Origin of the sequence: Thalassomonas sp. RHCl1, from assembly GCF_947387555.1 — a bacterium.
Taxonomy (GTDB): Bacteria; Pseudomonadota; Gammaproteobacteria; order Enterobacterales; family Alteromonadaceae; genus Thalassomonas.
On the sequence record NZ_CANDNZ010000003.1, the window covers coordinates 373,768 to 399,810 of the forward strand.

19 protein-coding genes are annotated in these 26,043 nt (G+C 47.8%); 7 read left to right on the forward strand and 12 right to left on the reverse strand.

Features of this window, described 5'->3' with window-relative positions; translation table 11 throughout:
- Window positions 1–801: 801 nt before the first annotated feature.
- The gene (locus QL234_RS11995) at window positions 802–1,737 is read right to left on the reverse strand and encodes a LysR family transcriptional regulator (protein ID WP_281558078.1); all 936 of its coding nucleotides are present in this window, start codon (window positions 1,735–1,737) and stop codon (window positions 802–804) included.
- A 104-nt stretch (window positions 1,738–1,841) separates the two neighbouring features.
- Between QL234_RS11995 and chrA the strand changes: the two genes are divergently transcribed.
- From chrA to QL234_RS12020, 5 genes are all read left to right on the forward strand, one after another.
- Entirely contained in the window at window positions 1,842–2,972 is a 1,131-nt protein-coding gene (chrA, locus tag QL234_RS12000) for a chromate efflux transporter (RefSeq protein WP_281558079.1), read from the forward strand.
- Window positions 2,973–3,790: 818 nt separating this feature from the next.
- Entirely contained in the window at window positions 3,791–5,431 is a 1,641-nt protein-coding gene (locus tag QL234_RS12005; protein WP_281558080.1) for a methyl-accepting chemotaxis protein, read from the forward strand.
- Between the two features lie 504 nt (window positions 5,432–5,935).
- Complete coding sequence (locus QL234_RS12010) at window positions 5,936–6,640, forward strand: hypothetical protein (RefSeq protein WP_281558081.1); 705 nt, start codon at window positions 5,936–5,938, stop codon at window positions 6,638–6,640.
- Window positions 6,641–6,854: 214 nt separating this feature from the next.
- Window positions 6,855–7,142 carry a hypothetical protein gene (locus tag QL234_RS12015; protein WP_281558082.1) on the forward strand — a complete coding sequence of 96 codons (288 nt, stop codon included), beginning with the start codon at window positions 6,855–6,857 and terminating at the stop codon, window positions 7,140–7,142.
- A gap of 81 nt (window positions 7,143–7,223) precedes the next feature.
- The gene (locus tag QL234_RS12020; protein ID WP_281558083.1) at window positions 7,224–7,670 is read left to right on the forward strand and encodes an STAS/SEC14 domain-containing protein; all 447 of its coding nucleotides are present in this window, start codon (window positions 7,224–7,226) and stop codon (window positions 7,668–7,670) included.
- Between the two features lie 51 nt (window positions 7,671–7,721).
- Here QL234_RS12020 and QL234_RS12025 read toward each other — a convergent pair whose 3' ends face one another.
- The gene (locus QL234_RS12025) at window positions 7,722–8,615 is read right to left on the reverse strand and encodes a LysR family transcriptional regulator (protein ID WP_281558084.1); all 894 of its coding nucleotides are present in this window, start codon (window positions 8,613–8,615) and stop codon (window positions 7,722–7,724) included.
- A gap of 101 nt (window positions 8,616–8,716) precedes the next feature.
- Here QL234_RS12025 and QL234_RS12030 point away from each other — a divergent pair, with 101 nt between their 5' ends.
- Entirely contained in the window at window positions 8,717–9,715 is a 999-nt protein-coding gene (locus QL234_RS12030; protein ID WP_281558085.1) for a zinc-dependent alcohol dehydrogenase family protein, read from the forward strand.
- A gap of 78 nt (window positions 9,716–9,793) precedes the next feature.
- Window positions 9,794–10,606 (forward strand): SDR family NAD(P)-dependent oxidoreductase, encoded by an 813-nt coding sequence (locus tag QL234_RS12035; protein WP_281558086.1) that lies wholly within the window; start codon window positions 9,794–9,796, stop codon window positions 10,604–10,606.
- Window positions 10,607–10,837: 231 nt separating this feature from the next.
- Here the strand turns inward: QL234_RS12035 and QL234_RS12040 are convergent, their stop codons facing one another.
- The 10 genes from QL234_RS12040 to QL234_RS12085 all read right to left on the reverse strand — a co-directional run bounded on the left by QL234_RS12040 (window position 10,838) and on the right by QL234_RS12085 (window position 25,953).
- On the reverse strand, window positions 10,838–11,113 hold the full coding sequence (locus tag QL234_RS12040) for a hypothetical protein (RefSeq protein WP_281558087.1): 276 nt from the start codon (window positions 11,111–11,113) through the stop codon (window positions 10,838–10,840).
- Window positions 11,114–11,261: 148 nt separating this feature from the next.
- Window positions 11,262–13,208 (reverse strand): EAL domain-containing protein, encoded by a 1,947-nt coding sequence (locus QL234_RS12045; RefSeq protein WP_281558088.1) that lies wholly within the window; start codon window positions 13,206–13,208, stop codon window positions 11,262–11,264.
- Between the two features lie 4 nt (window positions 13,209–13,212).
- Window positions 13,213–13,842, reverse strand: coding sequence for a transglutaminase-like cysteine peptidase (locus QL234_RS12050; protein ID WP_281558240.1), 630 nt, complete (start codon window positions 13,840–13,842; stop codon window positions 13,213–13,215).
- 93 nt (window positions 13,843–13,935) lie between these two features.
- Window positions 13,936–14,586 carry an OmpA family protein gene (locus QL234_RS12055; RefSeq protein ID WP_281558089.1) on the reverse strand — a complete coding sequence of 217 codons (651 nt, stop codon included), beginning with the start codon at window positions 14,584–14,586 and terminating at the stop codon, window positions 13,936–13,938.
- The gene (locus QL234_RS12060) at window positions 14,579–15,976 is read right to left on the reverse strand and encodes a TolC family outer membrane protein (RefSeq protein WP_281558090.1); all 1,398 of its coding nucleotides are present in this window, start codon (window positions 15,974–15,976) and stop codon (window positions 14,579–14,581) included. The genes QL234_RS12055 and QL234_RS12060 overlap by 8 nt, the downstream gene beginning before the upstream one ends.
- Window positions 15,977–16,034: 58 nt before the next feature.
- Complete coding sequence (locus tag QL234_RS12065) at window positions 16,035–17,408, reverse strand: HlyD family type I secretion periplasmic adaptor subunit (RefSeq protein WP_281558091.1); 1,374 nt, start codon at window positions 17,406–17,408, stop codon at window positions 16,035–16,037.
- Entirely contained in the window at window positions 17,405–19,564 is a 2,160-nt protein-coding gene (locus QL234_RS12070) for a type I secretion system permease/ATPase (RefSeq protein ID WP_281558092.1), read from the reverse strand. The genes QL234_RS12065 and QL234_RS12070 overlap by 4 nt, the downstream gene beginning before the upstream one ends.
- A 47-nt stretch (window positions 19,565–19,611) precedes the next feature.
- Complete coding sequence (locus tag QL234_RS12075) at window positions 19,612–24,177, reverse strand: Ig-like domain-containing protein (protein ID WP_281558093.1); 4,566 nt, start codon at window positions 24,175–24,177, stop codon at window positions 19,612–19,614.
- 226 nt (window positions 24,178–24,403) lie between these two features.
- Window positions 24,404–24,964: a PEP-CTERM sorting domain-containing protein gene (locus QL234_RS12080; protein ID WP_281558094.1), complete on the reverse strand. Its 561-nt coding sequence runs from the start codon at window positions 24,962–24,964 to the stop codon at window positions 24,404–24,406.
- Between the two features lie 434 nt (window positions 24,965–25,398).
- Window positions 25,399–25,953: an HD domain-containing protein gene (locus tag QL234_RS12085; RefSeq protein WP_281558095.1), complete on the reverse strand. Its 555-nt coding sequence runs from the start codon at window positions 25,951–25,953 to the stop codon at window positions 25,399–25,401.
- Between the last annotated feature and the right edge of the window lie 90 nt (window positions 25,954–26,043).

Below are 26,043 nucleotides of genomic sequence, written 5' to 3' on the forward strand. Positions count from 1 at the left end.
TAATTCCACGTTATAAATTTTCAGGGATGACTTAAGTACTCACCCCTGATAGTTCCCAGTAAATAATACATCTCTAAAGTGTGATAATATCACATTATCACGATTTGTCTTTTTTCAGCAATAGTGAAATGTAAATTATTTTGATTACGGCCATTTCTACCGATTGGTTTTTAGAGCTGCGGTAATAACCTGATAATTTAAGTGGATAAAGAAAGCAGGGGGTGTTGCTGTTGTTTTGGTTAGTGAGTCATAATGGCGTGAAGGTGATGTCGTTTGAGTTGAACAGCTTGATAAAGTTTGGTGAGTTGTCTCTTTTAGTGTGATAAGATAACGTTTTTGTTGTGAGGGATGATTTGATGGATATTGTATAAATGCTCTAAAACAGCAAAAAATCAGCTTGGATTGAAACTTTAATTTTACATTTCTACGCTGCCGTCACTTTTACTTGCTTAAAACTTACAGGATCGGAAGCGGAGCTAATGAGCGCTAACCGCAAAACGGTGCTCAATTGACACTCGCCGGCTATGGCATTGCCTGTTTATCAGGCTTTATAGCCAATGATGATATCGTGACCGGAAAGCACTTTTAACGGTAGCACTTCTGGAGCATTTGCATACAACATACATTTAATTTTTTTCTTGGCAGGCTCTCCCTGAACATCGATATAACCAATTGGTGACTACCTGGAATGGAATAAACTATAACAATCCGATAAAAGCTTTCTTTTTAGGTTATAGCAAGTTATTGACTCGAAGATGGTATGCGTATGGTTGGGGGAGGTAAGGCTTGTCTGGTTCGTGGTCAGTATTCCATTTGCTCCGGGGGAGCGTTAAGGATGATATCTGCAACGAGATCCCGTAACCAGCGGTTATGATCGTCTTGCTCAAGTGCTTTTCGAAAGAGCAGCTTAATGTCGAAATCCGCCACTTTGATAGGAGCGGGAAGTGCCTTAAGTCCGTGGCTGTACATCTGGCTTTGCGCAAAACGTTTGGGTACGATACAGATAAGCTTTCTGCCCAGTAGCAGGCGCCGAACGGTTAAAAAATTTCTCGAAGCCACACTCACCCTTCGTTGGTAACCAAAGCGGGATAACTCTTTGTCTACTTTGGTTTGCAGGTGACCGTCAGGGCTGACCAGGGCGTGCTCGATTGAGGTGAATTCTTCAATGCTGATTGCTGAGTGAAAGGGAACAGACTCGGGATCAAACAGGCACAGGTGTTGCTCGGTGTAGAGCCTTTGTGAGATAAAACGTTGATCTAAGTTGTCGATACTGCCGATGACCACATCTATCTGCTCATTTTCGACCATCTGACGATAATTTCCCCGGTTAACATTATAAAAACTGATCTGCGAATGGGGGGATTGCCTGTTAATGGCATCATAAAGCGACGGGGCAAATAGCTGTTCGGCGTAGTCGGTCAGACCTATCTTCCAGATCCCGCTGTATTGCCTGGCCGAGAAAACCGGCTTGGTCAGCAGTTCATTTTTGATCGAAGCCAGCAGACGGTCAATCTGCGGAGCAATATCCTTGGCTCGCGCGGTAGGCTCCATACGAATGCCTGATCGGATAAACAAGGGATCATCAAACAGGGTACGCATACGCTGCAGGGTATGGCTCATTGCCGATTGGCTCACGTAGCACTGCTCTGCTGCCAGGCTTACGCTGTGTGTCTGGTAAATGGCCTGAAATGCAACAAGCAGATTCAGGTCTATATCTTTCCATTTAAAGGGGCTCACAGCGCTAATCCTATTTTATTCATAGAGTGTATTATAACTATCAATTTGAGTCATTTTACTGATTTTTTTATAGTGTGCGGAAAATTTTTATGAACAATTAAAAGATGTGGTCAATTTTTAAAACTTTTTTCTTTTTGGGCTGGATTAGCTTTGGTGGTCCTGCTGCCCATATTGGATATTTCCGAAAAAACTTTGTCGAGAAACTCAAATGGTTAAATGATAGTGAATACGCACAGCTTGTTGCCTTGAGTCAGTTTCTGCCCGGGCCAGGCTCCAGCCAGGTGGGTTTTGCACTGGGTTACAAACGCGGCGGTCTTGGCGGGGCCTGCTCGGCGTTTCTCGGATTTACACTGCCTTCGGTTTTACTCATGCTGATGTTTGCGGTTATCAGCAACCAGATTGCCGACTCTGATCTTTATGCGAGCATAGTGCGCGGATTAAAACTTCTGGCTGTGGTTGTCGTGGCCGATGCGACCTGGGGCATGTATAAAAATTTCTGCCAAAGCGAACTGACGGCGGGCTTATGCGTTGTTACCGCCACGATAGTCTTGCTAATGCCGGGTGTCGGCACTCAGATGCTGGTGCTGGCTCTGGCCGGGGGAATTGGCTGTTGCTATCTGAAAGGGAAGCCAGTGATTGCTGGCCAGGCCTTTAAACCATCGCTTGCGCCGTTGGTGATTTTTGTACTGCTTCTGTTTGCTTTGCCTCTTATCGCGCATCATGTGCCTATGCTGGCCCTGTTCAGCGACTTTTTTTATGCGGGCAGCCTGGTATTCGGCGGTGGTCATGTGGTACTGCCACTGTTGCAAGAGTTGCTGGGTAACCAGATAAGCAGAGATTCCTTCCTGACCGGTTATGTTGCAGCGCAGGCAGTTCCCGGTCCTATGTTTACTTTGGCAACCTATATCGGCTATGAAGTGTCGGCAACGCCGATCTTCGGCGCCCTGGTTGCGACACTGGGCATTTTTCTTCCTGGTTTCCTGCTTCTGCTGGCTGTTTTGAGAAACTGGCAGACCCTGGCGGAAAAGCCCTGTATCTCGGGGGCGATGCTAGGTGTCAACGCTTCGGTAGTCGGTCTCTTGCTTGCTGCACTTTACCAGCCAGTATTTAGCAGCGCTGTATCCTCTCCCACCGACATCGCCCTGGTTATTATCGGTGTCTATTTGATGAGAACACTTAATCTTTCAGTGTTATGGATGATTGTCTTTTTTATATCATGCGCTTTGGTCATTTAAGCCATGATCATGGAAATTATACGACGACCACTTAATCCGCTTTTATATATTGCCTTTAGCTTAGACTTTTCAGCCTGGCATTAAATGAAGAGCGGACTGCCCTCTCCTGCTGCTTTGTGCCAGAAAATGATAACTTAACCAACAAAGCGTTGACGAAAAGCGCCGGGGATTAACTCCATAATACGCAGGAATAATTTTCGACAGGCACTGACATCTTCATAACCGACCTGGTGGGGCAATCCACTCAAAAGAATACTTGTTGGTTTCCAGTAACTCGCCAGCCTTTTGGATAGGTAATTTTTGCAAGTACTGGTTAGGTTTCAACCGGATCGCTTTGACAAAACCTCTCGGTAAGGTTATTTCGGTAAGGTTAAGCTCCCGGGTCAGGTCGGCAATAGAAACACTTTGCTAAATTATTCATCCCCTTCGACTATTCATGAACAAAGCAGCCTGTTTATTACGATCACCTGTTGTTTTACCGGCTAACTTTTTGGCATGTGCTTAACAAATGCCTGTACCGGATTCATTGTATGGCATTTACCCAAAACAAACCCGGAATAAGATATAGCTTCACAATCAGCAAGATTAAGACTTTCGGTAGCGTTTTTATTGATATTACAGCTAAGGACGGCAGCGATATAGCGAAAGTAAAAAAGTAATATACACTCTCTGTAGACAGCTGAGTCCCTGAGTTGCAAGTACTACACGACTTGTTAAATCAGATTTCCTGACCAGGCGTAAAATACAGCGATGTAATTTTATGCTGACTTTCGGGGTCTGATGCTTTTAATTAATATTATTTACTGAAAAGGTCCGTAATGAATTTTTTGACCCGTCTTACCATCAAAAGTAGACTCTCCGTAGGTTTTGGCATTATTTTGTTGTTGATGATTATTCTCACGGTGATGGGGATCCAGAAAGTCAATTTTATCGATCAAACCCTGTCTGAGATCACCGATATTAATTCGGTTAAACAAAGGTATGCCATTAATTATCGCGGCAGCGTACATGACAGGGGCATTGCTATCAGGGATGTTGCTATTGCCGGCAGCGCTGCTGAAGTGGCCGCTTTTGAACAAGAAATCAAAGAACTTGCCGCCTTTTATGCCGACTCGGAAATTAAACTCCAGCAGATGCTCTCGTCCGGTTATGACTTTACCGCGCAAGAAAGACAGATATTATCGGAAATAGATAATATTCAGGAGCGTACCCTGCCGATACTTGAGCGCATCATACAGGGCAAGAAACAAAACGAAAACGTTAATCAAATGGTGTTAACCCAGGCTCGTCCGGCGATTATTGCCTGGTTAAATGCCATCAATGAGTTTATCGATTACCAGGAAAGCGCAAATCAAAAAGCCACCCCGGAAGCCCGGGCCGTTGCCGGCAGTTTCGAGGGGCTGATGCTTACCCTCAGCGGTATTGCGGTGGTGATCAGTGTCTTTGTCGGCTTATTGATTGAACGTAGTTTGCGCCAGTCTTTGGGAGGAGAACCCTTTGAAGCGGAAAATGCCCTGACCGCCATTGCCGGCGGTAACCTCAATGTTGAGATCCAAACCCGGCATCCCGGCAGTATGCTCGGCTCCCTTGATACCATGAAAAGCCAGATCAGCTCAACGGTCTCGAATATTGTCGAGGCTTCAAAGCAAGTGTCCTTGCAGGTGGGGGAAGTCTCTAATGGCTCGGTAGGCGTACTGGATGCTGCCAGTCAGCAGGCAGCCCTGACTCAAGAAACCGCGAGCCAGCTTGATTCCATGCGCAGCAATATTGATGAAGTTTCCCGGATAGCCAGCCATACCGAAGAAAATTCCAGCATGACGGTAAGTTATGCCAAGCAGGGGCGGGATGCCATCAGTGAAAGTGCAGCGGAAATGGACCGAGTGTCACAAAGCGTCAGTGGTATGGTCGAGCAAATCCGTAGCCTGGAAGAAGATACCAAACAAATCGGCGGTATCGTCAGTGTCATCAGCGGTATTTCCGAACAAACCAATTTACTGGCACTGAACGCCGCGATAGAAGCTGCCCGGGCCGGGGAAAGCGGCAGGGGCTTTGCCGTGGTTGCTGACGAGGTACGCCAGCTGGCACAGCGTACCGGTGAGGCCACCGCTGAAATTGAAGCCATGATAAAGCAGATACAGGGAGAAACGGCGGCATCGGTGGCAGCGATAGAGAAAACCCAGCCCCAGGTTGAAAATGGCCGGGCATTGACGTTAAAAGGCAGCGAATTCCTGGAAAACATCGAACAGCACGCCATGGACTCCCTGTCCAGGGTACAGGAAGTGGCCCGGGCTGCCAGCGAGCAGGTTTCGGCCATCGGCGACATTAACAAGGCAATGGAAGATATCTCCCAGATGTCGAACTCAACCATTACCTCGTTAGATAACAATAAGGTCGCTATGGATGCATTAAATGCCCTTTCGGATGAGCTTAAAGACAATGTCAGTTATTTTAAACTCTAAATGCAGTGGCGAAGTATAGAGGTGGCTCTCCACCTCTTAGCAACACAGGCCGAGGAAGCAGCCAAAAGTATCAGGTCAGAAAAGGATTTAACCGGCTGTAGAAAGATACTCACAAGACAGTGCGTGCTGCTGCATGAAAACGTAACCACATGAAAAATAAAAAATAAAAAATAAAAAATAAAAGTACAACAAAAATGCTTGCCTGGCTCGGGCTTAACCGGAAATGGGAGATTGCAGACCGCTGATCCCTCAACAACAGCTAACCTGAGAATAGCTTTTTATTGGTTTTTAATTAAAAGAAACTAACGTAGAATTTCAGGATGAGTTAAATCCACTACCCCTGGCTGTGTAATGAACAAACATGCTTTTCTGAACAAGAAAGTAACCTTGGTAAAGTCTTGCCTGGTTGCTGCCCTTATAAGCTACTTACCTTTGTCACAAGCAAATCCCGATAAGTTTTATGCAACCCCTGATTTGCAGGCAAAGTCACCTGCCGCATTCGCTTTGACTGAGTCAAACCAGTTATGGTTGAAAGACGCTCATCATCAAAGAGAGCAAGATGCGCAACGCTTTTTTAATGCACTGAAAAATGAAGAGAAGTTATTTAACTCGCTGCAAAAATGGCAAAGCTTGTCATTTGAACAAAGAATGGCGCTATTGCCTTTAGTGTTTAAGGTTGAATGCCAGATACTGGACATGGTTTGTCCTGAGCTGGTGATAAATAACAGCTTATACCCGACACGAGCAGTAAACTTTGTTTTTGACGTACGTTTTCCCGGTTCAGGTTTGGTTTTTCTTAATCCTGATAAGCTCAAGGATATGGCAGTTTATGCACCGCTTGCCTTTTTAATTCATGAAACCCGGCATGCTTACCAATTTCAACTGGGCTTTTCTCAACAGTCATTACTGGCAAAAGGTTATAAAGCGGCATTTACCGCCCAAGCCGGGTTAAGCGGCTATTCCTTTAGTGATTTTCTGACTTTGCTTAATGAATATGAAGCGTTTCAATTTGCTAACCATGTTATTGGTTTGCTTATTGACTGGCGTATTGATATGCCAAACATGGGAACCTTCGCCAGTCAGTTTGATGATAAAGGACAACTGAAAATCAATTTAGTCGACCTGGCAGAGGCTAACGGTAATAAGTCACTTTTAGATGCCTATAATCAACAGGCTAAAGCGCATTATTACTTACGCAATGCTAAGTAACCAGGTGAGTTTGTCGGATAAATGAAGAAACTCAGGTGCAGATAAGAAGTTTGGCCGCCAATAAGGGGCTATTTTGTGCCGCCGTTTTATCTTGAGCAGAGGCAAAGCAAGACCAGCTCTCCTTCATAAATCCTAAGTGCCCTCGTATGCTATTCTTTTAGTGATCCTTGTCGCCAGAGTCGGAAGTTGTTAGATACATCAGGGGGAAGTAGCTATGAGAGAGAAGCGGCGTATCCTGGCCAATACTGATATTGCTGAAATAGTCCTGGGGGCTCCGCGAGGACATCTGCACCTGCGTGCCACGATAAAACTCCATTCGGGGGAAGAGCTGATCCTGCAAGAGGCTACGGTGGCGAACCTGGTTCGGGCCTACGTTGCTATCAAGACTCACCCCCAGAAGAAAGGCTGTCGGCTGGTTGGGCGGGAATTGTCCGAGGGAGCAAAAAAGAAAGAGTTTGCATCCTGGCAATTGCTTGAGAAAGAAAGCGGCGCAGGGAATTAAAGATTTTTTCATAGCAGGGATAGTGGTTACCATTTCAAAATGGCTAAGCCATCACATATGCTACTTTAGGCAGAACTTCTAATGAATGAACATGGATACTTTAAGCTGGCGCACTCGAAGAATGTTATCTTCTTGTGGTTGAAAGGTCCGGGCAATAAAGAAACATTTGATCGCTATAATGCCGGGCTTAATAAATTACTTGAGAAAAAAGAGCATAAAAAATATGCCATCTTAGTGATGCTGGAGGGCGAAAATATTATGACGCCAGAAGTCTTTACCAGCTTTCAAAAGTCCTTAGCCAGCCGTATTGCTCTTGGCTTGAAAACAATAGCGTTTGTTATAAAGGAGTCGGATTACATTGCCATTACCCGTCAGCAAATAAACAAGTTATACCAGGGAAGCCCGGATTTTAATGTTCAATTCTTTGACTCATTTGATGATGCGAAGCAATGGCTGGAAAGTTTGGGTTTTGTTATTGAGAGCCAGGCATGGCAAACTTTTTCAAAGTCAGCCCTTTCCGCATCCTGAGAGAAAAATCACTTGTCTCTTAAAAACGACTTAAGCTTCCCTGCAAGGAGGTTATTGATCCCAGTAAGGTATATTGCCGTAACGCTCGGCAAAAAAGTCGATAAAGGCTCTTACTTTTGGCGCCAATAACCGGGAGCTGGGATAAACGGCCCAAATTGCGGTATCGGAAAGCAAGGGATACTCTTTAAGTATCTGTACCAGTTTACCCCGCTGAAGATGTTGATACAGGCTCCAGGTTGAGCCAATGGTGATCCCCAGGCCGGCAGCGGCTGCGTCCCTGACCGCTTCACCGTTATCGGTTCGAAAACATGCCTTTGTTTTAATTGTCAAGGGGCCATTGGTGCCAGCAAATAGCCAGCTTTCCAGACCGCTTAAATGAATACATTGATGGTTTGGCAAATCATCCGGGGTCCGGGGCTCACCAAACTTTTCGAGGTAATCGGGCGATGCGCAAACAATCCGTTTATCGGCTGCTAATTTTCGGGCAACCAAGGTTGAATCACTTAATTCGGCATTACGAATGGCGATATCAAAACCTCCCTCGACCAGATCGACCATAGTATCTGAAAGGCGGAAGTCTAACTTGAGATCGGGGTAGCATGATAAAAACTCTTTCAATGCCGGCACTAAATGCATGCGGCCAAAAGAAGCCGGTGCTGCGACCCTTAAGGTACCGCCGGGTGAACTGTTTCCAACGCCAACGGATGCGCGGGCCGCTTCAACTTGAGCAAGTATTTCTTCTGCATGCGGTAAAAAAGCGAGCCCCTCCTCCGTCAGTGAAACTTTCCGGGTGGTGCGATGTACCAGGCGTACTTTAAGTCCCTGCTCCAGTTTATTGATATGGGCACTGGCGACTGCCGGGGACAAAGCTAATTCCTGGCCGGCAGCGCTGATGTTATTGGTTGCTGCCAGGCGCACAAAGAGTTTGAGGTGTTCAATATTCATTATCAACGAAAACTATAAACTGATTGTGCAGAACACTATATTATCAAAATTAACTTTGGTAAATATACTTAAAACCATCAATCAAGCAACGAGATATTGTTATGAAAGCAATGATCATTAAAAGTTTTGGTGGCCCAGAAGTCTTTGAAGGTGCCGAGTTGGCTAAACCGGAAGTTAAAGCGGGACATGTATTGGTGCGTGTTGCAGCAAATAGCGTGAATACCGTCGATACCATGATACGTCAAATGGGGAAAGATTTGCCTATTTCCCCTGCACTTCCGGCGGTTTTAGGCATGGACTTCGCCGGTACCGTTGAAGCCGTTGGCGAGGGGGTCACCGGGTATAAAGCAGGCGATGAAGTCTATGGTTGTGCCGGTGGATTAGCGGATTTGCCGGGGGCATTAGCAGAATATATGCTAGCCGATGTCCGGTTAATTGCCCGTAAACCTGAAAACTTGTCGATGCGTGAAGCCGCAGCCTTGCCTCTGGTGGCAATTACGGCCTATGAAGGCTTGTTCAGGGCGGGGATCAGTAAAGGGCAAAAGGTGTTAGTCCATGGCGGTTCCGGTGGCGTTGGCCATGTAGCCTTACAGCTGGCGCGTTATATGGGGGCGGATGTGTATGCCACGGGCGGAGGGGATAAGCAGCTTGCTTTGATCCGAAACCTGGGCGGCAAAAGCATCAATTATCACACAGAAACCGTTGCCGACTATGTTGCACAGCACACCCGGGGAGCCGGTTTTGACCTTGTCTTTGATTCGGTTGGCGGTGCTAATATGGCCAACTCTTTTGAGGCTGCCGCTTTAAACGGCCAGATTGCGACCACAGTTGCTATGGTTGAACTGGACCTATCAAAGGCACACTTTAAAGGGCTGTCACTGCATGTGGTATTTATGCTCATCCCTATGCTCCATGATCACCGGCGCGAACAACACGGCCAAATACTTAGCAAGCTGAGTGAAATTATCGAAGCCGGTGGTTTACGCCCGGTGCTGGATGAAAAACGCTTTTCATTGACAGAAGTTGGCCAGGCACATGCCCGTTTATCCAGCGGAGCAGCCATGGGTAAGGTAGTCGTCGAAATAGAGGTCGAAAAATAAACGGTTAACTAGCCCTGTACGCACAGGATACCGATATTGACATATTGCTGCATTTCACTGATGAAACGAGGTTAAGAGATGAAAAAATCGATTCTTATTACCGGCGCAACCGATGGTATAGGGCTGGCAACCGCTAAAATGCTGGTCTTGCAAGGGCATCAGGTACTGCTTCATGGGCGAAATCCTAACAAGCTTGAACAGGTGAAAAAAACACTCTCTGAAATAGCCGGCAACGGGCGGCTGGAAAGCTACCTGGCGGATCTATCGCTGATGTCCGATGTTGAGGCGCTGGCCAAAGCGGTTACAGAAAAGCATCGAAAATTAGATGTACTGATAAATAATGCCGGTGTTTATCAGGCTCCGGCAGTGATCACCCAGGATGGGCTTGATATCAGGTTTGCTGTTAATACACTTGCTCCCTATCTGCTGACAAAAGATCTGATGCCGCTGCTGGGCAAGAGTGCCAGGGTGATCAATCTCTCCTCTGCTGCCCAGGCTCCGGTTAACCTGGAAGCGTTAGCCGGGACAGTTAAGCTGTCAGACGCAGCGGCCTATGCGCAAAGCAAATTGGCCCTGACGGCCTGGTCTCGCACTATGGCAATATCGCAACAAGGGCAAGGTCCGGCAATTATCGCCGTTAATCCCGGCTCTATGCTGGGCAGTAAAATGGTAAAACAGGCATTTTCTGTTACCGGCGGTGATATTCAAATTGGCGCAAAAATTCTGGCGCTTGCGGCGGTTGATGATCAATTTTCCGATGCCGGCGGACTGTATTTCGATAATGATCACGGCCGGTTTGCTTCACCGCATCCGGATGTGCTCGATAGACAAAAATCCGAAGCCATTGTAAGGGCCATTGATACCCTAGTGGCGGATATCAATCGACATTAGGTATGTCAGAAAAATGCCCGATTAATGCCTGAATGAATTGAAAAGTGAAGCCGTGGCCTATGAAAAGTTATCAGCGATCGCCCTATTTGTGTAACCGACAAATAGACCTGATTTGATAAAACCGCACTTGATTATTTAGGTGAATTCAGGAATTGGCCGCAATCGCATAATATTACGCAAAGAGTGCTCTGTTAGTTATTTTTATTCTTAACGTAAAAAAGCAGAATAAAGTTAATCTGCCTTAAGTGCCGTCAAACGGTCAAGCCGCTGGGTTTTACCGATATGATAAATATCTTGCCCGTATTCCCCCTTGTTGCGTTCAATCGCGGTGACCTGATATTTTTTTTCTTTGTTGGCGGTTATAGAGATCGGATTAAAGGTTAAACTTGCTTTATAGACATAATCCCCTTCCTGGATTTCCTCAATAACATGCCCTTCAAGTTTGTTTTTCTGCAAAAGTTCAGCTGCATACTTATACATGTTATCGGCTACATTAATGGTTTTCATCTCGCGTTTCCTCCATTTTATCAATTTCCCCTGGCTCCCCCAGCCAGGCAAAGAGTTAACATCCGCTTATTCCACAGTGCCCGCAGCTGTCAAAGATAGTTGCCGCGTACATTAGCAAATGTATAGCCCAAGGAGAGTCAAAAGTACACTAGAGCACCTTATCGGCCTCTGTTTGGGGCAGCACATCTTCAGGGGTCGAAATATATCCCTGATAACCGTCGGCTTTTAAACTGGCAAAGTGCTCCATTTGCAGCTGGTCTTCAATGCCGGTAATGATCACTTTGATGTTTAAGCCCCGGGCGACATTGATTAAGGCACGGCACAATTCCAGGCTTTGGTTGGACTTTTCATAAAAGACAAAAGACTGATCCAGTTTGATATAATCCGGTTGCAACTTCTGCAAATAGTCAAGGGAGCCGAGCTGGCGTCCGCACTGGTCAATCCCGACTTTTGCCCCCACGCTCCTGACGGTTTCCGCCAGATAGCGGCAACGGCCGAATGCGGCCAGTACCGCCGATTCAGGTATTTCAAACAGCATCTGGCCGACATCCGGTGATTTTTTCAGAAACCGGCTCAGCCACAGGACAAAGTCGGCATCAAGCAGACTGTCGTGGGTGAGGTTAATCGCCACGGGCTGATCTGCTGATTTTAACAGTTTCTGTTGTTCAATCGACTCCAGTAAACAGCGGTCAAGCCGGCTGCCTAATGACAGGAGTTCAACAAAAGGCATAAATTCAAAGGCCCTGACCGCCTGGCCGTCTATGGTTAAGCGGCAGTACATTTCCCGCTGAATAATCTCTTGCCTGTTTACCCCGGATATTGCCTGCCATTGGAAACTAAATTGCTTGTTGTTGATCGCCTCGAGCAGTTTAGTGCGCCATTGCTCGCGGCTATATTTTTGTGTCTGCCCGGTATCGAGCCATTGGCTGACTTTATTGTCTCTGCGGGCCTGTTGCAGGGCATTATCCGATTGTGACATGAGATCGGCCACCGTCATATTGGCGACGCGCTGGCTGACTCCCAAGGCAAACTGGCTGTTGGGGGGACAACCGGCTTTGCTGATTTCCTGGTTGATCAGCCGGATCAGGGTTTGCAGATAAAGCTCCATTTGATGTCGCTCTGCCCTGGTCAGCAAAAAGGCAAACTCAGTATTGGCAATGCGGGCAATGATACTGTCGGTGATCTCCGGCAACTCAAGACGCATGCGCCCGGCAAGCGCTTTGATAATTTCATCCCGCCCCTGGTAGCCATATTTGGCATAAACCTCTTCCAGGCAGTCAAACTTGGCTAAAATCAGCCCGCCGTAGCCGGGTTCATTTAACCAGTTATGCATTTGCGCCGACAGGTATTGGCGGTTGGGTAAACCCGCCACCCGGTCAAGCAGCTTGTCCGCTTTGAGGGCGTCAATTTCGCCGTCCAATGTTGAAAATACGTGCTTTAGCTGGCCCGACATGGAATTAATGGCGTTAACGACATCTTTTAATTCCCGGGTTTTCGGGACATCAATATCCTGGCCGAACTTGCATTGTGCGATGGTTTTTGCCTGGCGGGCGATTTGATGCAAAGGTTTAAGGATGCGGTTAAGCCTTACCCTCACGATGAGGATACACAGGATAAACATCAGGGATAAGATCATCAGGGTATCGTTCATGACCCGCCACAACTCCCGGTAACCCAGTGCCGGATGTCCTTCTATTTCAAGGGTGGCCAGTTGCATCCAGCCCGAGGTGATTAAACTTTCTTTCTTTTGTACCTCAAACAAATCCAGGTCGATAAACCATTGCGGCACCCCTTTAATCACCACGGGATTGCTCCAGGTTTGCTCCTTGTTGTCTACCAGCCATTTGAGCGTTACCTTCTGATAAAATCCGCCCTCGAAGATCACATTGACCAGGGTTTCGGCGCTGGCGATATCGCCGGTTTCCAGGTGTGGCTTCAGCATGAGCCCCAATGAGGTCATGGTGTTATTGAGATCGGACTCCATTTGCTGGCTCATAAAATCACGGGCCTGGGTAAACTGAAAATAAACTAGACTTGTCATTACCAACAAAAACAGTCCAAACAGTAATGAGTTTATTTCTTTAAACAGGGTCATCGCGTTAAAACTCCAGTTTTAGCTTAGGTTGTTTTAGGGTGGCAGCGCTGATACGCTGGCGCAGATCTCGCCATAGGGTTAACCGGGAAGCCTTTCCGGAAAGCAAACCCTTGCCCTTTTCTTTGTTCAGCCATAACTGACTGGCGTTAAAGCTGTAGACGGGAATCAGGTCTTTACGTTTATCTGCTGTTTTCACTGCACCGTCCAGGTTGTCTAAAATGAGCGGCACCGCCCCCGGGGTCTGGTAATAGGCGAGCACCATATGATATTTTCTGATGCTGGCGGCCTTGACCATGGTAATGCGCATTTTTTCATCGGCTATGCCCAGCTCCCTGAGGGTAAAGTACTTGGCAATGGCAAAGTCTTCACAATCGCCGCCATTGACCCCGATAAACTCCAGCGGACTTGCCCAGTAATTCTCGCTTCCCCAGAGCTTGATATCATCAATAAAATGAAACAGGTTAAAAAAGCGGTTCACCTTATTCAGTTTCTCCAGTTCGGTGTTTTCACCCTCACTTTTCATTAATTTCAGCCAGGCTTTACCACGTTTTTGTGCCCTTTTACCATAGCTTTTCTCCAGTGAAGCCAATATGCTTTGCCCGTCTAATTCAGGCTCGGATTTGGCATAGAGCATGCCCAACAAGCCGAGCGTCAGTATCAAGACTTGCACCGCCCCGGATAGTTTTGCTGTTAAGATACAACTGAGCCTCATCTTATGCGCTAACCACTACTCTGTTTGATCTACGGTATAAATGGTCCACATCATCTCATCCTGGTGATCGGTATAGGCCAGCTCTGCCATGATACGGCGGTTAACCGCATGAACCGCTTCACTGTCTCCCACTTGCTCGGGGCGCTTAAAACCAAAACCAACCGAAGATACCCGGTACTTGGGAATATTAAAGCTGTTGACCAGAACCTCGGCCACGGCATTGGCACGATTATCCGACAAGGCTTGATTCAATCCTGCGCTGCCGGTTTTACTGGTGTGCCCTTCAATAACCACGTCTAAGGTTTGATGTTTATTGAGAAAATCTGCCAGTTTTTTAATCTCGGCATAGCCGGTACCCGGGATCTCATAGGAATTATTGGCAAACTTGATATTGATGTTCAGGGGCTGAATATTGGCGGTTTGTGTGCCGCAGCCGTTATTGTCTATGCTGGCGCCCAATACCGTTGCTTTGCATTTATCACGTGCTTTGATCACGCCGTCACTGTCAAAGTCATGTAAATTGTTTACCTGGGCGACATTAGTTTCCATGACGACTATCGGCGGCCGGGCGCAAGCACTTATGAGCAATGCCAGCAGGGTTAAGGCAAACAAACGGCTACTTGGGCCGTTACTTGAGTGAAGGTGCACAACTTGCCGGTTATTCATTGTTAGCTCCTTGAGTGTAGTTATGCTCTCCCTGCCAGGTGGCCGAACGGGTGATCCGCAGGGAGTCGAGTAACTGGCCGGTGACATTTAATAACCGGTATCTCGCGCTCAGCTCATCAAAATCGGCTTCAAGGTAATCCTGGCGAGCCTGAAACAGTTCATTTTCGGTATCGAGTAAATCGAGCAAGCTCCGTTGCCCCAGGCTAAATTGTTCTTTATAGGTTAGCTGGGTTTCTTTGGATGCGATAATATGCTGCTTGATGTATTTTTTCTGCCGCGCCAGCATTTCAAAAGCATTCCAGGCCAGGCCAAAACTCTCGGTGACCTGGCGATGGGCGCTATAGTTGATTTCTTGTGCCTCTGAAACCTTATAAGCGGCGCTGCGCTCCTGTGCGCTATCTTTGCCGCCGGAAAACAGGTTATATCTCAGGCGCAGCATGGCGGTGACATCATTGCGGTGTCCGCCGTCATCTGAGCTGAAGCCTTTTTCACCGCCGATATCGTTATCGGCATTGGCACTGAGTTCAAAACTAAGGGTCGGGTAGTAATTGGCCTTTACCGTCTGCTTAAATGAGCGGGCGGCGTTGATATCCTGTTGTGCCGACTTAATCACCGGGTGGCGCGTTATGGCCAGGGTTAAACCGCTGTTGCTGTTTTTGGGCAGCATATCGGCATCCGGCACCGGCCGCACCAAATCTTTTGGCGGGGTATTGGTTAAACGGAAAAACTGTGTTCTGGCATCGAGGGCATTATTGCGGGCGGCGATCAAATTAGACTGGGCACGGGCCAGGCGGCCGGATGCCTGGGACAAGTCGGCAATACTGCCCAACCCCGAGTCGGTACGCTCTTTGATTTGCGCATGAATTTCCTGGTGCGAAGCGATGTTCTTTTCCGCCAGGGTGACCAGTTCCCGGGTTTTTAAATAAGTTAAATAGACCTTGCTGACTTCAAGGGCGAGATCTTCCGCCGTGCTCATCAGCGTCCACTGCTCGGCACTGGCTTCATACAGGGTACGGTCAATTTCATTGGGGGAAAACAAACCGTCAAAAATCATCTGCCGCAGACTGATACCAAACTCCCCCCGTTGCAGTTCGGTTTTCCCGTCGTCATGGTTACCTGCGCTTCTGCGGTTGCCCGGATAATCGGTATATTCATAACCATAACCCGCGGTTAAATCTATCGTCGGCAAATAGTTAGCCCTGGCCCGGTTGACATCTTCTTCTTTGGATTTAAAGCGGGCAAAAGCCTGGCGTATCTGGGGATGGCTGTCCAGTGCCTGGGCAACTGCCTGCTCCAGGCTTTGTGCCTTGATATTTGCTGAATACAAAGCAGATAACGCCAATAGACAAGTCACCGCGCTTTTGTTGAGTGTAAAAATAACCTTATTCATAACAATTCCATTTTTTAGTGTTATTGGTTGTCGTTAACTGTTTTAGCAGGCCCCGGGTTTAACCTTCCCTGAGCGCGGCTTTATTGGCCCTTAAAATAGGGGTTAAAATATACTCTAAGATGGTACGCTCTCCGGTGATCACGTCGACATTTGTCATCATGCCCGGAATGATCGGCATTTCTTCATTGTCTTTATTTTTAATGCTGGATGCGTCGGTGCGCACCCGGATCAGGTAAAAGCTGTTGCCTTCATCATCTTGGGTGGTATCGGCGCTGATATGCTCGACCTTGCCGGTTAAACCGCCGTAACGGGCAAAGTCATAGGCGGTAATTTTGACCACCGCGGGCAGGCCGGGATAAATAAACCCTATGTCCCTGGGTTTGATTTTTGCTTCCACCATTAACCTGTCTTGTGTCGGCACAATTTCGGCTATGGTTTCCCCGGGTTTTACCACCCCACCTAAAGTATTAATATGTATGGTTTTAATGGTGCCAACCACGGGAGAGAGAATCAGCGCTTTGGTGACCTTGTCCTGGGTACCGACCTGGGCTTCATTCATTTTTGATAGTTTGTTTTGCAATTCATTAAGCTCGGCCCGGGCTTCCCTGCGGTAGGTTAAGGCGCTGTCGCGACGTGTTAACACCGCTTCTTCAAAGGCGGAGTTCAGTTTAGGGGTTAATAACCGGATGGCGCTTAGCTCTCCCTGCAGTTCGTTGACGCTGCGCTCGAGTTTGTATAATTCGATTTTCGAGACGATATTTTTTTGTGCCAGCGGCCGGGTCAACTCCAGTTCTTTACTGGCCAAGCGGTAACTGACTTCCAGGGTTTTGATTTTTGAGCTCTGCTCGGCGATTTCCTGTTTTCTCTGCTGTATCTGCTGGTTTTGAATGGCGAGTTGGTTGATCAGATTGTCCAGCCGCCCCGAGTATTCCTGCTGTTGCTGTTTCACCATTAACGGCGCCTGGGTATTGAGATCTTGCGGATACTCAGGCACTTTTTTAGTGATCTTGATTTGCTGCTGCCAGTTGTCATCCACGCCGATAAAAATACTGGCAAGCTCGGCTCTTAAGCGGATGATATTGGCCCGTAGACTGTTCAGCTCCTGTTTTTGCTCGGCGACATCCGAGCGAAACCGGGTGTCATCTATGCTGGCAATGGCCTGGCCTTTGCTCACCTGCATGCCTTCCTGGACAAACAGCTTCTGTAAGATACCGCCGTCCAGGCTTTGAATAATCTGTACCTGGGAGGAAGGGATCACTTTGCCCGTGCCCGAGGTAAACTGCTCTAAGGCGGAGAAATGCGACCAGATAAGAAAACTCAATACCAGGGCTGCCATGGCCCAAATGGTTAACTTGTGCAAGCCCGGCGCCTGTATCAACATGGCGCCATACACATCGTCCGCCATGGATAAATCTTGCTGGCTGATTTTCATAGGCTCACCTTTTGTTTTGCCTGTTCGCCGAGCTTTTGTAAAACCAGCTCTTTGGGGCCGTCCATCACTAACTTGCCTTTATCTAATACCAGGATGCGGTTCACCAGATGTAATAACTCCATTTTATGGGTGATCAGCAACAAGGTGCGGTCTTTGGCGGTGGCGCTGATAGATTGCATAAATTGTTTTTCTGCGCGGGCATCTAAACTGGCGGTAGGCTCGTCCAATAATAAAATGGGCGGACTGTTCAAAATGGCCCGGGCCAGGGCGACCGACTGGCGCTGCCCCCGGGATAAGGCGCGGCCGTTTTCCCCGACCTGCTGATCTAAGCCCGAGGTTTGCTGATCGGTGAAGGCATGTACGCCGGAAAGCTGCACCGCCCGGATCAGTTGATATTCGGTGATTTGCCGGGTGCCGAAGAGAATATTATCGCGTATGGTGCCGTGAAATAAGGTGATGTCCTGGGGCAAATAACCTAAATTGCGCCGTAGATCGCCGGGATGGATTTGCTGATGATTGATGCCGTCAAATTGCAGGCTGCCGTTACTTGGTTGCAGCAGGGAGCACAACAGTTTGGCCAGGGTGCTTTTTCCCGACCCGTTGCTGCCGACTATGGCTATTTTTTCTCCCTGTTTGATGCTCAAGGAGACTTGCTGCAAACTGGCGCTACCGGCACCCGGGTAAGTAAAACTAAGGTTATCCAGGGTGATATTGCCGCTCAGTTTGCTCCGGCTGGGCAAATGGGCTTTATCTTCAAATTCCCCCTCCTGTCCCATGAGCGCATCGAGCTGTTTTAGGGCGCTGACGGCCTGATTGGAGCGGGTCATCAGTCCGGCAAGTTTGGCAATCGGTGCGATTGCCCGGGCGGTTAACATTACGGAGGCGATAATGCCCCCCATAGAGATCAGGTTATCGGAAACCCGGTAAACCCCCAGCACAACCACGCCGACAATGGACACTTGTACGATAAAGCCGGCAAAGTTGATCACTGAATTGGTGATCATTTTGGCTTTTAGCAACCAGCTGGCGCTGTGGCCGGTCATTTGTTGCCAGCTATTTTGCACCACCCCTTCTGCACCGTTGGCTTTAATCGGCTCCAGTGCGCTTAAGCATTCGACTAAATGGCCGTGGCGCAAACCGGAGAATTTATTACTCTGTTCGATCGCCGCGCGCAGTTTCGGCTGACAAAAGACGGTATAGCCGATAATCAGCACGCAGGCGACCAGGGGAAATAACACTAGATCGCCGGCGACCAGGTAAATGCAGAGCATAAACAATACGGCGAAGGGTAAATCTACCAGGGCGGTGATGGTTGCCGAGGATAGGAACTCCCTGATGCTGTCAAATTCCGTGAGCTGCTTTGCCATGCCGCCGACACTGGCGGCGCGCTTTTCCAGCGGTATGCCGATGGCCTTGGCAAATAATTTCGACGAGATATCGAGATCTATTTTTTTCCCGGCGACATCGATTAAATAACCGCGTAACTGCTTGAGCACAAAGTCAAAGATAAAGGCGATGCCCGCCCCTATCGCCAGCACCCACAGGGATTCGAACGCCAGGTTGGGCACCACCTTGTCATAAATGTTCATGACAAAAAGCGGCGACACCAGGGCAAAAATGTTGACCATGACTGAGGCGATAAGTACATCACGGTAGATAGGGGTTGCGCCTTTTAGGTGTTGCCACAGCCAGTGCTCGGCTGAGTCATGAATATGGACATCAAAGTGCCGGTCGCCCCGGTAGATTTGTTTGACTAAAAACAGATAACCGACAAAATTCGCTTCGAGCTCGGCAACCGTAATCCGCTGCTCTCCGCCGGTTTCCGGTCGGGAGATGACAGCTTTGTTTTCTGCCAGGTTCAGCTCTTGTAATACGCAGGCATCTTTATCTTTAAGCAGTAAAATACAAGGCAGCAGCATTGCGGGTAATTCATCTAAGCCTTTGCGGACAAGTTTGGCGCTTAATCCTCCGCGGGCGGCGGCTTGTGGCAATAGCTCGGGAGCTAAATCGTTACCGTTTGCCGGCAGACCGGCGGATAAGGCTTCCGCCGAACAGGGATTGCCAAAGTGCTGACAAAGCAGGACTAAGCTATCGAGCAAGGGGGCTGCTGATAAAGGCTGTGATGCATTAATGGCCCATTGGCTGGTCTGTTGCACTATGTATTAAGTCCCTTTAAAAAATCCATTAAAAACCGCGTTGTTTGTTAAGACAAAACATCCGGCGTGTTTAAGTCGTCAAGCGGAGCTGCAGCCGGTAAACTTTCACTGCCCGCCTGGGCACCATCAAACACTAAATTATCATTGCTCCCTCCAGCATTGGTTTCTTCAGCATCGCTCTCTTCATCATTTTCCAGGCCTGGCGTCTGTTCGGGGTTTTCATTTTCCCCTTCAGTTATTGCCGGGAAATATTGATCCAGGCTCTCGTCCTGCTTTGTTGTTAACACATCTGTTAACTCAGGGACATTCTCCGGGGGAGAATTTTCCAGTTGGGACTGGAGGGTAGCGGGATCATCTGTTTCACCGCTATAAACATCGATCAGCGCACCATCGGACAAGGTATCTTGCAACAAGGGCTGCTCGTTACTTTCCTGGATTAATAGTTCATTTTCATCCTGGCTCGCAAAAGTCAATGTCGTCGGGATCCTGATATCTATGGTCAGGGTTGCGGCATCTTTTTCCGGGTACATGGCATCCCCGTCCACGATCTCATAGTCAAAAACAAGCAACTGATTTTGAGTTGGCATATCGATGATTCCTATGGTCTCAAAGACATATTCTCCAGAGTTTAAGATATTTAAGGTGCCGTACTCGGTTGGAATTTCAAAACTGGTATTGTCGGCATCAAAGATATACGAGGTACCATTGAAACTGATTTTACTGAAGATCACTGTGCCGTCAGGCGAGGTATCGGCGTTGTCTCCGGAGCTTGCCTGGTTACTGCCGATGATATTCCCCTGGACACTGTGCCCAATGGCTTTCCCTCCCCCTGCTGCCTGAAGCATGATGTAGTTAATGTCATAATTAGCCTCCGGCGCGGTATCATCAACGTTGATAGTAACTGTGGCGGTATCGCTGGCACTGCCATCACTTAGAGTATAATCAAAACTCGGTGGATTTGTGTTAGAGTCAAAACCGTCATTTTCATACCTAAATTCGCCCAGGGCATTAATGTGTAAGGTCCCCTCGTCGATATTCCTTTGTGCATAACCATCGGCGCCAAAATCAAGAGCAATGCCGTTGATGTGGGTGACGGTCAGGCTGTCGTTGTCGATATCGCCGTCTGTTATGCCGTCACCGTCATCATGGGTAATCACATTGCCAAAGGCTATTTCTCCCTGAAAAATGCTAAAGCTGTCATCGGTCGCAATAGGCTTGTCATTCACGGGCAAGACGCTGATGGTTAAAGTGGAGGTATCGGTATTTAAGTCGTCTGATACCGTGTAGGTGACTACCGCGACATCACCGTGAAAGTTTTCTGTCGGTACAAAGGTATAGCTACCGTCACTGTTAATCGTCAAAGTTCCTTGTTCAATACCTGCCCCAGTTCCCGGGGCATAGTCTGTGCCTGCGACAGTAAAACTTGTCACGTGTGGCGTGCCATGGGGGCTAACTGCATTGGCTAGGACATTGCCATCTACCGGCTCATCTTCCCGGGTAGTTACCGATTCATTGGCGTCCGTTAAATCCGGTATGATCACTAGGGTGAGTGTCGCTGAATCTGTTTCGAAATGATTGCTATCCCCGTCTTTGATCTCGTAATCGAAAACAAGCTCTTGCCGTGCTCCTGGCATCTCCATGCCATCTTTTGGTTCGAACTGGTATTCACCGGAAATGGCAATGGTCAAGTTGCCGTAGTCAGTTTCTATGACGATATCATTATCGGCGGCATCAAAGGTATACCAGCTGCCGTCAAAATGAATCCGGGTGAAGATCACTGTGCCGTCGGGTGAGGTATCGGCCCGATCCCCTGAACTTGCCAGGTTATCACCGATAATATTGCCTCGAATGCTGTTGCCACTTGCTTTGCCGTCATCGGTGCCTTGCAGTAAGATAAAATTCTGATCATCATTGGCGACCGGCGCCGAATCAAGCACGTTAACGGTTACCGTGGCGGTATCGCTATCTTGGCCGTCGCTTAAGGTATAGTCAAACGTTGGCATGTCCGAACCCAGGATAAAACCGCTATTGGTATAGCTGAAATCACCCTGGCGATTAATGGTTAATATGCCGCCTTCGACATCAAGCTGGGCATAACCCTGGCTGTCAAAAACCAGGTCAGTATCGTTGATCCGGATAATACTCAAGCTGTCGCCGTCAATATCGCTGTCGGTGATGCCATCACCGTCATCATGGCTGATGATGTTGCCCTCCACACTACTTCCCTGGGTAACGCTAAAGCTGTCATCGGCCGCCACAGGTCTGGTATTCACCTCGACCACGTTAATGGTTAAGGTAGAGGTGTCTGTATTGATACCGTCAAAGACGGTATAGGTTACGGCCGGCACATTGCCGTGAAAGTTATTATTGGGAATAAAGCTAAAACTGCCGTTACTGTTTAGGGTTAATAAGCCTTGCTCGAGTGATGCGGTAGCGCCTATGGCATAACTGGTATTGGCGGCAGAAAAGCCGGTTACCTGTGGCGTGCCGTCGCTGCTGCTGGCATTTGCCAGGACACTACCGGTGACAGGGCTGTTCTCACTGGTGGTTACCGACTCATTGCCGTCCCTTAAATCGGAAACCGGGATGACGTTAATGGTTAAGGTGGAGGTGTCGCTATTTGTGCCGTCAGAGACGGTATAGGTGATAACCGGCACATTGCCGTTAAAGTTATCACTGGGAATAAAAGAATAGCTGCCGTCACTGTTAAGGGTGAGCACCCCTTCTGCCAGTATTGCCTGGGAGCCAGCTTCAAAGTTGCTGTTGTTGACAGTAAAACCGGTGATTTTAGGTATACCGTCTGTGCTGGCGGCATTGACCAAAACATTACCGTTTACGCTTGTATCTTCATTGGTGCTGACCGCTTCATCTTCGTCCCTTAAGTCTGAGACCGGCAGTACCTTAATGGTCAAGGTGGAAGTTTCGTTATTTATCCCGTCAGACACGGTATAAGTGACCACAGGTACGTCACCGTTAAAGTTTTCAGCGGGAATAAAGCTATAACTGCCGTCACTGTTAACGGCTAAAGTGCCCTGCTCCAGCGTTGCTGTTGTACCTGCTGCAAAGCTGCTGCCTGCGACGGAATAGTTGGTAACTTCAGGTATGCCGTCTGCGCTGGCGGCATTAATCAGAATATTGCCATTTATTGGCGTATCTTCATCTGTGGTGACCGTTTCATTCCCGTCGCTTAAGTCTGAAACCGGGAGCACCTCAATGGTTAAGGTGGAAGTCTCGGTATTAATCCCGTCAAAGACGGTGTAAGTGACCACAGGCACATCACCGTTAAAGTTTTCACCGGGGATAAAGTTATAACTGCCGTCACTGTTGATGGTTAACAGGCCCTGCTCTAGAGCTGCGGTTGAACCGGCTTCAAAGTTGCTGTTGTTGACAAAAAAGCCCGTGATTTCAGGTATGCCATCGCTACTGGCGGCATCAGCCAGAATATTGCCATTTACTGGAGTGTCTTCATCGGTACTAACTGTTTCATCATCGTCGCTCAGGTCTGAAACCGGCAGCACCTCTATGGTCAGGGTGGAGGTATCGGTATTTAGCCCGTCAGAGACGCTATAAGTGACAACCGGCACATCACCGTTGAAATTATCCCCGGGAATGAAGGTATAACTGCCGTCACTGTTAAGGGTTAATTCCCCCTGTTCAAGGATGGCTGTTGCGCCGGCTTCAAAGCTGGTGCCCGCTACGGTAAAACTGAGCACTTCGGGAGTACCGTCGCTGCTGGCGGCATTAACCAGGATATTGCCGTTTAGCGCGGTATCTTCATTGGTGCTGGCCGATTCATCATTATCGCTGAGATCAGAAACCGGAGTCAGGGTGATGGTTAGGGTATCGCTTGCATTGGTATTGGTGGTATAGCTGACAACAGGCAAAACACCGTTCCAGTTTGCGGCAGGAATAAAGCTGTAACTGCCGTTGCTATTTATTGTTAAGCTGCCTCCTTCGACCATTGCCGTTTGGCCGCTGGCATAAACATTGGCATCACCGTTCACGGTAAAAGACTGCACGGTTAAGATATCATCGCCATCGCTGTCGTTATCAAGCACATTCCCGGTGACGGCTTGATCTTCCTCGGCAATATTTTCATCGCTTTGGGTGATGGTGGGCTGCGCTGAATCTGGCTGGGGGTTATCCCTGGGCAGCAGGGTATTTTCTTGCTCTGTAGTGTCATAACCTGCTTGGGCAAGGGTTTCGTCACCGGTTCTGTTTAGGGTAACAAAACTGGTGCCTTCATTGCCGGTCAGGCCCCCGGCAGCTGTGTCAGGCAACTCAATATCGTCACCGGATTCAATAAGATCTTGCAGCGCCGCAATGTCATCGATAACACTATTTGCTGTTTCATCAGCCGAAAGCGTATCTGTGGCAAGTGCCGGTGCTGCTTCAGGAACAGCACTCTCTTCGGGCTCTGCAAGGCTGGAGTCTTGTTGGCCGCTGGCATCAGCAAATGCAAAAGTTGTTTCATTGTTTTTTTCCGGGTCCGGTAAATGGCCGGCTTCAATAACATCACCGGCTTGCTGTATTACTTTTTCACCCGACCGGGAGCTGTTCTCACCAAAATGAGTTATTTTCTGGACATTTTTTGACGTGCTGTTCTCTTCCATGAAACAAGATCCCTAATCATTTGCAACTCCCTGCTAACTTAGCGATTACAGCCAACTTGAACAGTTTGCTATGCGTATTATTCAGATTGCTTTCAACCCGTAATTACTCAGGCTTACACGTTTTTCAGGTACCTACTCAGTATAGTAAATATTAAACCCTATACGCGAAGCTAGGAGTTTTCAGCTTTTCTCATCTGAATAAGCAAAGCAGTAAATATTATGTTTTTTAGCGGTATTTTAAACGACGAAATGCCAATCCCGTTAAAACAAACGTTAACAGCACTAAGGTGGATGGCTCTGGAACGTTTGCTGTTTTAAAGACATGGTTGATATTCTCCCCTAGCACGCCGCGGTCTGAGATATAGGCGGAAAAGTCTCCTTGATCACGGTAAAGGCCGTCATTATATTTATCAGCCGCCAGGGACTCGCTCTTTTCGTGAATATAGGAGATTATGCCGTCGTACCAGGCCATATGGTTGATTTGATAGGTTTCGGTTGTTTGAAAGACATTGGAGCTGAGGGCGTATTCACTCCCCGGGGCCAACTCGCCGAAAAGCAGCTCAGCGGCTTCTATGCCGTTATAAGGTTTATGCTCAGTGCTCTGGTTGACTTCCTGCCAGTTGGGGCCCGCCGCCAAATCAAAAGATCCCACGTACTCCCAGGCAATGCCGGAGGCGTCGGTATAAAGTTCACCGACAATTAACCCTGCATTGGCTTTACCCGCCAAACAGGTAACAGAGAAAATAAATACCACTAAAGCAGATTTTAAACATTTAGCATTCATCATACTTTTCCTTCCGTTGAAAGCATTGAATATTTATTAGATTTTATATGTGTTGTAACAGAGTTACGGCGATATCCATACAACAAGAGGCGGGCACTGAACGACGGTCCAAATCCATGGAGAAGTAGCAACTCCTTCTAGACTACTTTAGCAGAATTATTATAAAAAAATATTACGCTTTATTACTCGGCAGTGATGGTAAAACTACGAGAGTGTTACTATATAAGCCTTTGACAATATTAAATTTAGTCTTCTTTCCAGAAAGTGTTGCCTTCTTGGCCCGGGCTGGCTAAATGCTTGTACAGGAGCGCTATTAATGCTCAGGCATGGTCGATATAAGGGTAAAGCACCCTAAACATTCATTGATTACAGTCTGGATTGATGTGATGATTTTGAGGAGAGCTAGCATAGAAAATATGCAGTAACCCCGACTTGCACTACTTGCAGTGTAAATTTTCAGCTATTTGTATAAGCCAGTAACTCAACGGTTTACAGGTCATTTGGGGGAGTTTGCCGCTGTCATCGAGCGTGCGTAAGGTGATGATATCCTTTAAGTGCTTAATCTTCTGGTAGTTTTCCACCTCTTGTGCTGTCATAGCCCCTCCCTGCTGCGCCAGGGTTACTGTGCTGGCATGGGATAACTGCTCGAGATATCCCGGTCGGCTGGCGGCTAAATAGCGTTTGACCTTCACATGTTCTTTTACCAGCATGACAATACGGTTGGAAAAACCGTGCTTTGCCAAAAAGGCGGCGCCGATGTCATCATGCGCCGGGTGGCCAAAGTCGGTGAAACCTCCGGTATTGTCGCGCTGGGCAACGAAGTGCCCTATGTCATGTAAAAATGCTGCTAATGCCAGCTCATTATCAAAGCCCTGTTCAATTGCCAGGGTGCCGCATTGCTGCGCATGTTGCAGCTGACTGCATTTTTCTTCATATGTCTGGCTGCCATAATCCAGATAAAGCGCTTCAACTTCTTTAATGGTTTGATTCATAACAACTTCTATATCCTTGGTCAGGTTCTGGTCAGATTGATGTTTTTGGTATATACCAGGTTTTAATGTAGTCTATTTAACTTGATTTCC